General features: G+C 73.9%; 7 protein-coding genes. 3 read left to right on the top strand and 4 right to left on the bottom strand.

The window, feature by feature from the left end; translation table 11 throughout:
* Positions 1 to 1,441 (bottom strand): AlkA N-terminal domain-containing protein (locus QMK28_RS32760; protein WP_326443333.1); only part of this gene is annotated, 1,441 nt, incomplete at its 3' end.
* Between the two features lie 296 nt (positions 1,442 to 1,737).
* On the opposite strand from QMK28_RS32760, the gene QMK28_RS32755 reads away from it, so the two are divergent.
* Entirely contained in the window at positions 1,738 to 2,517 is a 780-nt protein-coding gene (locus QMK28_RS32755) for a hypothetical protein (protein ID WP_326443332.1), read from the top strand.
* 51 nt (positions 2,518 to 2,568) lie between these two features.
* Here the strand turns inward: QMK28_RS32755 and rsgA are convergent, their stop codons facing one another.
* Complete coding sequence (gene rsgA / locus QMK28_RS32750) at positions 2,569 to 3,723, bottom strand: ribosome small subunit-dependent GTPase A (RefSeq protein ID WP_443050902.1); 1,155 nt, start codon at positions 3,721 to 3,723, stop codon at positions 2,569 to 2,571.
* Positions 3,724 to 4,228: 505 nt separating this feature from the next.
* On the opposite strand from rsgA, the gene QMK28_RS32745 reads away from it, so the two are divergent.
* Entirely contained in the window at positions 4,229 to 5,176 is a 948-nt protein-coding gene (locus QMK28_RS32745) for a thioesterase II family protein (protein ID WP_326443331.1), read from the top strand.
* A 67-nt stretch (positions 5,177 to 5,243) separates the two neighbouring features.
* Positions 5,244 to 6,926, top strand: coding sequence for a DUF885 domain-containing protein (locus QMK28_RS32740; RefSeq protein ID WP_326443330.1), 1,683 nt, complete (start codon positions 5,244 to 5,246; stop codon positions 6,924 to 6,926).
* A gap of 57 nt (positions 6,927 to 6,983) precedes the next feature.
* Here QMK28_RS32740 and QMK28_RS32735 read toward each other — a convergent pair whose 3' ends face one another.
* On the bottom strand, positions 6,984 to 8,168 hold the full coding sequence (locus QMK28_RS32735) for a type III PLP-dependent enzyme (protein ID WP_326443329.1): 1,185 nt from the start codon (positions 8,166 to 8,168) through the stop codon (positions 6,984 to 6,986).
* Positions 8,169 to 8,290: 122 nt separating this feature from the next.
* A complete protein-coding gene (locus tag QMK28_RS32730) occupies positions 8,291 to 10,129 on the bottom strand; it encodes an IucA/IucC family protein (RefSeq protein WP_326443334.1) in 1,839 nt (612 codons plus the stop codon).
* Between the last annotated feature and the right edge of the window lie 62 nt (positions 10,130 to 10,191).

Below are 10,191 nucleotides of genomic sequence, written 5' to 3'. Positions count from 1 at the left end.
CGAGCTGCGCCCGTTCGGCCGCCTCCCGGTCGGCGCCGGGATCGAGGCGCACCGTCCCGTCGGCGATGGCGGCGCTGATGGTGCGCAGCGCGCGGCGGCGCGCGTCGGGCATGCCGAGTTCGGCGAGGTCCGCGCCGGCGAGGGTGCCCGCGTCCGGGAAGAGGTGGGTGAGCGTCCCGTCGGCTACGGCGAGCGGCTTGCCGTACGCGGCGACGAGCGTCCCGGCGAGCCGTACGGCCGACCCGACGGTGACCTGCTGGCCGAGCACGGCCCGTACGGCCAGTTCGTGCGGGTCGACGGCGCCGGGTGAGCGCACTCCGGGGCGGGCCGCGATCAGCGGGCCCAGTCGCGGGTCCGCGCCGAGCCGCTCGGCCACGGCGTACGGGTCGGCGTCGAGGTCGAACAGCCGCCGGACGCGCTGCACGGCGGTGGTGAGGTCCCGCAGGTCGGTGAGGTGCAGCCGGCAGTCGAGCCAGCCGCCGGAGGGGGCGGTGGCCGCGGCGCCGACCGTCTCGCCGACCTCCGCGATGCCCTGGCCGTACGGGAGGGCCAGGGTGCGCCGGTAGGTGCGGGAGCCGGGGTCGCCGAGGATTTCCTCGATGCCGGTGATGGCGCGGCGCGCCAGGAAGTCGAAGATCTCGCGCGCCGCGTACGCCCCCCGGTAGGCGAGCCGCAGCGGGATGCCGCCGGGGGCGTCCTGCGGGGAGGGAGTGGCCTGCGGGGCGTGGGGGGCGGAGCCCCGATCGGCGGCGGCGTCGCGGGGGCCGCGCGGCTCGCCCACGGCGCTGCGGCCGACCCGTACCGCCTGCCCGGTCTGCCGGGCCCCCGTGGCCGAACCCGGGCGTCCGGCTGCCCCGGCCCGTCCCGGCCGGCGTGCTGCCGCGGGGCGGACCGCGGCCCGTACCTCGCTGGGGGTGCGGGCGTAGACCTCGCGGATGGTGTCGTTGAACTGCCGCACGCTCGCGAATCCGGCGGCGAAGGCGAGCTCGGTGACCGGCAGCTCGGTCGTCTGGAGCAGGACCCGCGCGGTGTGCGCCCGCTGGGCGCGGGCCAGCGCGACGGGGCCGGCGCCCAGCTCGGCGGTGAGCTGCCGGTTGACCTGACGGGTGCTGTAGCCGAGCCGGTCGGCCAGCCCGGCGACGCCCTCGCGGTCCACGACGCCGTCGCCGATCAGCCGCATCGCGCGCCCGACGAGGTCCGCCCGTACGTTCCACTCCGCCGAGCCGGGGACCGCGTCGGGGCGGCAGCGCCGGCAGGCCCGGAACCCGGAGCCCTGGGCGGCTGCCGCAGTCGGGTAGAACCGCACGTTCCGCCGCTTCGGGGTGACCGCCGGGCAGCTCGGACGGCAGTAGATGCCGGTGGTCGCGACGGCGAAGAAGAACTCGCCGTCGAACCTCGCGTCGCGGCTGCACACCGCCTCGTACCTGGTCTCTTCATCCATCACACCGTCCAGTCTGCGGCATCGCGGGGGCCCTGACCGGCGGGAATCGGACGCGACGTTCGCCGCCGGCGGGCCCGCTGCGGGGCGCGGCGGTTCCGGGGCACGTCGCGGTGCCGGGACCGCGCGCGGCTGGTGCGGCGGTGGGCCCGTGGGCCCATGCGCGCGAGTGACGGCTGTTGCTAGCGTGCGGCGGACGGCCGCTGATGAGCGGGGCTCGACACGGGGAGTGGTTCGACTTGAGGGCACACAGCTTGCGGGCACCGCGTTTGAAGGCACTGAGCTTGAGGGCACACGGCTTGAGGGCACACGGCACACGTACGACACGCGGCGTCGCGGCGGCAGCGGCCGTGCTGGCCTTGGGGGCCTTGGGGCTGACCGCCGGGTGCGGCGGGTCGTCCTCCGACGACGCGGACGCGGCGGACACCCCGAAGAAGGAGAGCGCGGCCCGCTCCCCCGCCGACTCGGTCGGCCCGGCGCCGGAGAAGGGCGCGAGCGGCGGCGAGAACGGACGGACGCTGTCCAAGTCGGACCTGGACAAGGCCGTCCTCTCCGGGACCGACGTGCCGGGCTTCACCGTCAACGCGATGGAGGGCGCCCCGTCCGAGGGCGAGAAGGCGGACAAGGCGGCCTGCCGGCCGCTCACCGCCGTGATCAACGGCCTTCCCGAGCCGAAGGGGTCCGCCACGGTCTACCGCCAGTTGCTCGGCAAGGGCGCGGGCGGCGAAACCGTCGTCACCGAATTCCTCGCGGCGCACCGGCCCCAGCAGGCGGGCGAAGTGCTCGACGGCCTGCGCGCGGCGGCGAAGGCCTGCGCGGGCGGCTTCACGGCGCGGGGCGGGGACAGCCCCTCGAAGTACTCGGCGGTGAAGGAACTGACCGCTCCGAAGGCGGGGGACGACGCGTTCGCCTACCAGGTGACGGGCGTCCTCGACGGGGACGCCGTACCGCTGCTGTTCCAGGTGGTGCGCTCCGGGTCCACGGTCGCCACCTTCTACACCGCGAACCTGACGGACGACAAGACGCCCGAGATCCCGGCCGCGGTGGCCAAGGCGCAGGCGGAGAAGCTGACGGGCTGACGCGCTGAGTGGCGTGCCCCCCCCCGCCACTCCCCCGTCAGCACTCCCCCGTCAACGCGCCCGCTTGCCCTCCATGATCTGGCGGCTGACCGCCTGCTGATGCCGCTGCTTCCAGTCGCGGCGAATCTCCGCCCGCAGCCGGGCGTCCGTGCGGGCCGCGAGGCGTCGGTTCTCGCGGAGGAGCTTGCGGTAGCTCTCCAGACGGCGGTGCGGGAGCGAGCCGTCGTCCACCGCCGCGAGCACCGCGCACCCCGGCTCCTCGCCGTGCGCGCAGTCGTGGAAGCGGCAGTTCTCCGCCAGCGCCTCGATCTCCGAGAACACCTGGTTGACGCCGCCTTCGGCGTCCCACAGGCCGACGCCGCGCAGCCCCGGGGTGTCGATGAGTACGCCGCCCCCGGGCAGCGCGAGCATGTCGCGGGTGGTCGTGGTGTGCCGGCCCTTGCCGTCACTGTCGCGGGTGGTCCGCACCTCCTGGATCTCTTCGCCCGACAAGGCGTTGGCGAGCGTGGACTTGCCCGCGCCGGACTGCCCGAGCAGCACCGCGGTGCCCCCGGTGAGAACCGCCGCGAGGACGTCGAGGCCCTCGCCCGTCGCCGCGCTGACCGGCAGCACCCGCACACCCGGCGCGGCCAGTTCGGTGTCGGAGACTAGGAATGACAGCACAGCGGGATCGGTCACCAGGTCGGACTTGGTGAGCACGACGAGCGGCTGTGCACCGCTCTCCCAGGCGAGCGCGAGAAAACGCTCGATCCGGCCGAGATCCAGCTCGTCCGCGAGCGAGGCCGCGATGACGGCGTGGTCGACGTTCGCGGCCAGCACCTGGCCCTCCGAGCGCTTGGACGAGGTCGAGCGCACGAAGGCGTTGCGGCGCGGCAGCAGCGCGCGGACGAGCGGCTGCCGGGCATCGGCCGGATCGACGGCGGCCCAGTCGCCGGTGCAGGTGATCCGCATCGGATCGCCGGTGGTGACGGGCGCGGTGTCGGCCTGGACGGTGACGAGGCTGTCCCCACGCGGGACGACGACGTCACACCGGCCCCGGTCCACCCGCACGACGCGGCCGGGCAGCAGCCCGTGCGCGAGGTGAGGAGCGAACTCGGACTCCCACCCCTCGTCCCAGCCGTATCGGGCCAGCAGGGACGGAGCGATGGAATCCGACCCGGGGTCGGAGTCTGAGTCGGAAGATGTGTTGAGCGAAGCGTTGAACAACAACGGAGGACCCTTCGAAGGGTGGCCCCGGCGGCGCGCTCAGCGCGCGGAAATTCGAGTGGGTGTCAGCCGGAGACCACAGGGGTGGGATCGATGATCTTCTGAATGCGGGCAGTGCCCAGCACAGCGACAGTCATCAATGTCCTCACCTCCTGCTTCTTCAACGATCCGACAGCATGCCCGGGGAAGGCGGCTCTCAGCCACCGCTCCGAACGAGACGAACGATAGCCGCGCTCTGCGAGACGGCGCCAGCTATTTTTCCTGCCGCCGCTCCAGCGGGGCGTGCCCCTGCTCCAGCACCAGCCTTCCGTCGGCGGGACAGGCCCCGAATCTTGCGGATACGCCCCTCAAGACCGCGCCGGACACCCCCGCTCCGGCCGTACTCCGGCCCCCTTCCGGCCGCCCCCGTGCCCCATGCGGGAGGATGCCGCCATGGATCGCCGGGCCGGACGGCAGAGCAGCCGGCCGGCCATCCCCACCACCCCGCGGACGAGACGCAGGTGAGATGAACACTCCCGCTCCGGCACGACGCCCCGCCCCGCCCCGGTGGATCACCCGCACCGACCCCCGGCCGGACGCGCGTCTGACGCTCTATTGCCTGCCGCACGCGGGAGGCGGAGCGTCGGCCTACCGGAACTGGTCGGCGGGGCTGCCGGCCTGGGTGGAGGTGGCCGCCGTACAGCTGCCCGGCCGGGAGAACCGGATCGCGGACGAGGCCCTGGTCGATCCGGCGGCCGTCGCCGCCGCGATCACGGCTGACCGCGACGGCCGACCGTACGCCCTGTTCGGCCACAGCATGGGAGGCGTGCTCGCCTTCGAGCTGGCCCGGCTGCTGTCCGGTGGCGGGCGGGTCGGGCCCGTGCGGCTGGGCATATCCGGGGTCGCGCACCCGCTGCTGCGCGCGGCCAGGCTGCCGCTGTCCGGGTTGCCCGACGAGGAGCTGCTGGACTGGGTGCGCGCGCTCGGCGGCGCGCCCGAATGGGCCCTGTCCGACCCGCAGTTCCATGAGCTGCTGCTCACCCCGCTGCGCGCCGACCTCGCCTGGCTGGAGGGTCATGTGCACCAGGCCGCAGCGCCGCTGACCTGCCCGGTCTCCGTCTTCGCCGGGGAGGACGACGAGCACGCCCAGCCGGCCGGGATCGACAGCTGGCGCGAGGAGACGAGCGCGGGCTGTTCCGTACGGCGCTACCCGGGTGGCCATTTCTATCTGGACGCGCAGCTTCCGGCGCTGCTCCGCGACCTCGCCGAGGACCTGTCGGAGAGGGCCGAGGGTCGGCCTGGGGATATGTCGGTGCACGCCGAGGATCTGGCCGAGGGTCGGCCTGGGGATATATCGGTGCACGCCGAGGATCTCTCGGCGCACGCCGGGAAGCTGTCAGCGCAGGCCGGGGAACTGTCGGCGCGGGCCGAGGAACTGTCGACGTCCGCCGACCACACGCCGCCCCGCCGGTAACCACGCCGAGACGAGCGGCCCGCGTCAAGTGCAGACGCGGAGGCCCCTCGCGTACGAGGATGTCCGTATGTCCGACACCCACAGCAGCCCGCTGCCCCGCCAGGTCGCCGACGCCTACGTCGACGAGCTCATCGCCCTCGACCCGATCACCGGCACCTATCTGGGAGTCGAGGAGAGTTCGGGCAGACTGCCGGACTTCTCGCCGGCCGGCCTCCAGGCCGTCGCCGACCTCGCCCGTGCGACGCTGCGCAAGCTCGACGACGCGCAGCGGCGGCCGGGCGCGGACACCGGTGTCGAGCGGCGCTGCGGACGGCTGCTGCGCGAGCGGCTGAACGCCGAACTCGCCGTGCACGACGCCGGGGAGGGGCTGTGCAGGGTCAGCAATCTGTTCTCGCCCGCGCACAGCGTCCGTGAGGCGTTCTCGCTGACGCCGGCGGCGACCGAGCAGGACTGGGCGGCCATCGCGCGGCGGCTGCGCGCCGTGCCGGCCGCGCTGGAGGGCTACCGGGCCTCGCTCGAACAGGGTCTGGAGCAGAAGCTGTACGGCGGCCCGCACGCGACGGCCACCTTCGTCGGCCAGCTCACCGAGTGGGCGGGCGAGGGCCGCGGCTGGTTCGGCGACTTCGCGGCGGACGGGCCCGACGCCCTGCGCGGCGAGCTGGACGCCGCGGCCCAGGACGCGACCGGCGCGCTCGTCGCGCTGCGCGACTGGATGCGCGCCGTGTACGCCCCGGCGGTCGAGGGCCGCCCGGACACCGTGGGCCGCGAGCGCTACGCCCGCTGGTCGCGCTTCTTCAACGGGGCCGACCTCGACCTCGACGAGGCCTATGCGTACGGCTGGTCCGAGTACCACCGGCTGCTCGCCGAGATGCGGACCGAGGCCGAGAAGATCCTGCCGGGCGCGGGCCCGTGGGAAGCGCTCGCCCACCTCGACGCGCACGGCACGCACATCGAGGGCGTCGAAGAGGTCCAGGTCTGGTTGCAGAGCCTGATGGACGAGGCGATCGAGGCGCTGGACGGTACGCACTTCGACCTCGCCGAGCGAGTACGGAAGGTGGAGTCCCGGATCGCCCCGCCGGGCGGGGCCGCGGCCCCGTACTACTCCGCCCCCTCCGAGGACTTCTCGCGCCCCGGCCGCACCTGGCTGCCGACGATGGGCGAGACCCGTTTCCCGGTCTACGACCTGACCTCGACCTGGTACCACGAGGGCGTCCCCGGCCACCATCTGCAGATCGCGCAGTCGGTGCACGTCGCCGATCAGCTCTCCCGTTACCAGGCCACGATCGGCCTGGTCAGCGCGAACGCCGAGGGCTGGGCGCTGTACGCCGAGCGCCTGATGGACGACCTCGGCTTCCTCTCCGACGCCGAGCGCCGGCTCGGCTATCTGGACGCGCAGATGATGCGCTCCACCCGGATCATCGTCGACATCGGCATGCACCTCGGTCTGGAGATCCCGGCCGACTCCCCCTTCCACCCGGGCGAGCGCTGGACCCCCGAGCTGGCCGGGGAGTTCTTCGGCAACCACAGCGGCCGGCCGGCGGACTTCGTGGAGAGCGAGCTGACCCGCTATCTGTCGATGCCGGGCCAGGCGATCGGCTACAAACTCGGCGAGCGCGCCTGGCTGTTGGGCCGCGAGAACGCCCGCAAGGCGCACGGCGACGCGTTCGACGCGAAGGCGTGGCACATGGCCGCGCTCTCGCAGGGGTCGTTGGGACTGGATGACTTGGTGGACGAGTTGTCGAAGCTGTAGCGGCAAGCCGCTGCCTGCGGGACGCCGGCCGGGTGGGTTCACGAGCTCCCAGGAAGCTCACACTCCCAGGAAGTGGAAGCCCGGCCGGGGGTGCATCAGGAAATCGTGGTGCGAGATGTTCCACGCGTAAGCGCCCGCCAGCGAGAACACCACCCGGTCTCCCGCCCGCAGCCCTGCCGCCGCGACCCCGCTCGCCAGCACGTCCTTCGGCGTGCAGAGCTGACCGCCCAAGGTGACCCGGTCGCGTACGGCGGGCGGGCGCGGCCAGGGGTGCGGCCAGGCGTCGACCGGGAGCACGGTGCACGGCTGGTCGTGGCTCTTGGTCGCCGGGGTGCGCAGATGGTGGGTGCCGCCCCGGAGGACCGCGAACTCCTCGCCGTGGCTGCGCTTCACGTCCAGTACGTCGGTGGCGTACCACCCGCAGTACGCGGTGAGCGCGCGGCCCGGTTCGATCCGCAGCAGCAGTTCCGGGTGCGCGGACGCCAGCCGGCCGAGCCCCGCTCCGTAGCCGGCCCAGTCGAAACGGGTGGCCGGGGCCGCGTAGTCGACGGTCATGCCGCCGCCGACGTTCACCTCGCGCAGCCGGAAGCGGTGCCGCTCGGACAGCGCGAGCGCGAAGTCCACCACAGCCTCAGCGACGGCGAGTTGGTCCGGCGCGGCCAGTCCGCTCGCCAAGTGGGCGTGGACGCCGACCAGTTCCAGGTGCGGATAGCCGCCGTCGGTGAGCGGCCGCACGAGGGCGTCGGCCTCGGCCGGGTCGATGCCGAACGGGGTCGGGCGGCCCCCCATCGTGAGCGAACTGCCGGTGAGGGAGCCGCCCGGCACCGGAAGGTTGAAGCGGAGCAGCACCCGCACCGTCCGTCCGGGGGCCGAGCGGGCGGCCAGCGCGGCGAGCATGTGCAGTTCGTAGGCGCTCTCGACATGGAAGCGTTCGACGCCCGTCGCCAGGGCGTCCGTGATCTCCCCCGGCGTCTTGCCGGGGCCGCCGAAGGCCAGCGCGGCAGCGGGAACGGCCCTGCGGACATGGGCCAGTTCACCGCCGGAGGAGACTTCGAAGCCGTCCGTGTACGGGGTGAGGGCGGCCAGGACCTCGGGCTCCGGGTTGGCCTTCGCCGCGTAGTACAGCTCGACGGAGTCGGGCAGCGCCGCCCGTACGGCGCGGGCGTGCTCGCGCAGCGCCGCCAGGTCGTACAGGTAGGCGGGCAGCTCGTCGGCGCGGAGGGCGAGGGCGCGTTCGCGCACCGGCGCTGTGATGGGCGAGGTGGCCGGGGGCGTGTCGGCTGAAGCCTTCGGGGGCGTCTGCGGGGATGGGGACGTCGTCAGGGCTGTCGTCGGGTATGTCGTCAGGGCTGCCGGCGGGACTGTCATCGGGGGTTCCAGGGGGTGTCGTGGCGGACCGCTCCGGACAGGACGGATTCGGCGAGCGGCGAGGACAGCCGGACGTAGCCGGCCTCGCGGTCGGCCCTGCGTTCCCAGCGGGTGAGCAGATTCGCCTTCGCGGGCAGCGGCACGCCGGCCAGCAGCGCGCTCAGCCGGGGCGGGCAGCCCTCCTGGTCCGCGTACCGCTGGATCGTGGCGCGCACCCGCGCCCAGAGCGCGGCCTCGGTCTGCGGGTGCAGGTCGGCGAGGGCGGCGAGCAGCTCGGCGATGTGGTTGACCAGCAGGCAGTAGACGACGCGGTCCCAGCCGCGCTGCGCGTCGTACGTCATGGGTCCGGCGACGTCGGCGGGGAGCGCGGCGAGCGTCGCCGTGTGGTGTTCGGGGAGCAGCTTGGTGCCCTCCAGGTCGCGGAAGAGGACCTGCGCGGGCATGCCGTCGCCGTCGACGCAGATCAGGACGTTCTGGAGGTGCGGCTCCAGCACGATGCCGTGCTGGAAGTAGGCGGCGAGTACGGGCGGGACGAGCAGTCCGAGGTAGGCCGACCACCAGTCGAGGGCGGCTCGTGGGCCGGCGCCGGCCAGCAGCCGGGAGATGTGCGCCGGGCCGGTCGGGTACTCGTCGGCGACGGCGGCGGCGAGCAGCGGGGTCACGCCGGGCAGCAGCCTGCGCGAGAGGCCCTCGCGGACGATCACGCCGAAGCCTTCGAGCAGCGCGAGGTGCGGACGCCCGCCGGGTCCGGGGAGGGCCAGGCTGCGGTAGGCGGGCTCCCGGAGGACCGCGCTGCCGGGGAAGCGCGCGGCCAGGTCGGCGAGGGCCGGTTCCAGCAGCCGGGTGAGGGCGACCGAGCCGGCCAGCTCGTAACGGGAGTTCTTGCGCAGGCAGTTGGTGATGCGGACGTTCAGGCTGAACTTCAGGAAGGTGTCGCCGTCGTAGAGGGTGCGGACGGAGGCGGTGGCGGCGAAGGGGGTCGTGCCGGTTCCCAGGTCGAGGATGTCCGCGCGGTGCAGGGCCGCCCTCAACTCCGGCTGCCCGGACATCAATTCGTACTGCCATGGGTGTACGGGGAGCAGCCGGTGGCCCGCGGGCACCGGGTGCAGCCGGTCGAGCGGGGCGGTCGCGCCGGGCTCGGCGCGCTCCTCAGCGACGAGGTGTTCCCGTACGGCGAGCAGCCGCAGCGGGAAGGCTGCCCCCGTCTCGGGCGCGTAGGCGGACCAGGCGTCGGGGTCTCCGCTGCGGGCCTTGGGGGTGGGGTGGAAGCGGTGGCCGAACAGGAGGGACTGCTCGGAGCGCAGGTAGGCGGCGAGCTGGGCGCGGTTCGGGTGCGGGTCCGGCGCGGGCTCGGCGGGAGCGGTGTACGGAGAGGTCCGGGCTGCCGGGACGGCCGGTCGGTCGGCGGCGGCCCGCGCGGTCAGGGCCGCGCTCACCCCGAGGTGGCTGGACGCGATCTGGTCCAGGAACTCCTCGTTGCTGACGCCCGTGCGCAGCGACAGTTCGGCGCGGGTGTACTCGGCGAGGTCCCGCCAGCTCACCGGGGTCCACCCGCCGTCGAGTTGTTCGCAGACCGGGCCGGTGAAGCGGTGCGCGCCGAGCAGTGAGGTGCGGCGCAGCGCGACCCGCAGCAGCGGGCCGCGGCGCGGCAGCCGCAGCAGCAGGTGCCCGTCGGCGACGGCGGTCTGGTGCTCGGGCCCTGAGACCTCGCGGAGCAGGCAGTTGAGCAGAGTGTGCGCCACGGCGTCGTCGGCGGTGGGCAGTTCGGGTGGCGTGCACCCGGTGGCCGGGGACGACGGGGCGGGCACGGTGCCGAGCGAGGGCGGCAGCGACATCAACGGCTCCAGCGGGTGCGTGGCGGTGAGCCCGGAATGCGGAGGATGGGGACGGGGAGATG

It is taken from the genome of Streptomyces sp. H27-D2 (genome assembly GCF_035828615.1).
GTDB lineage: Bacteria > Actinomycetota > Actinomycetes > Streptomycetales > Streptomycetaceae > Streptomyces.
This window is presented reverse-complemented; position numbering and strand designations above follow the sequence as displayed.

Bases quoted from the DNA above. Each gene is read 5' to 3' on its own strand.
- QMK28_RS32730 (WP_326443334.1), bottom strand. From the start codon at position 10,129: ATGTCGCTGCCGCCCTCGCTCGGCACCGTGCCCGCCCCGTCGTCCCCG.
- QMK28_RS32745 (WP_326443331.1), top strand. From the start codon at position 4,229: ATGAACACTCCCGCTCCGGCACGACGCCCCGCCCCGCCCCGGTGGATC.
- QMK28_RS32740 (WP_326443330.1), top strand. From the start codon at position 5,244: ATGTCCGACACCCACAGCAGCCCGCTGCCCCGCCAGGTCGCCGACGCC.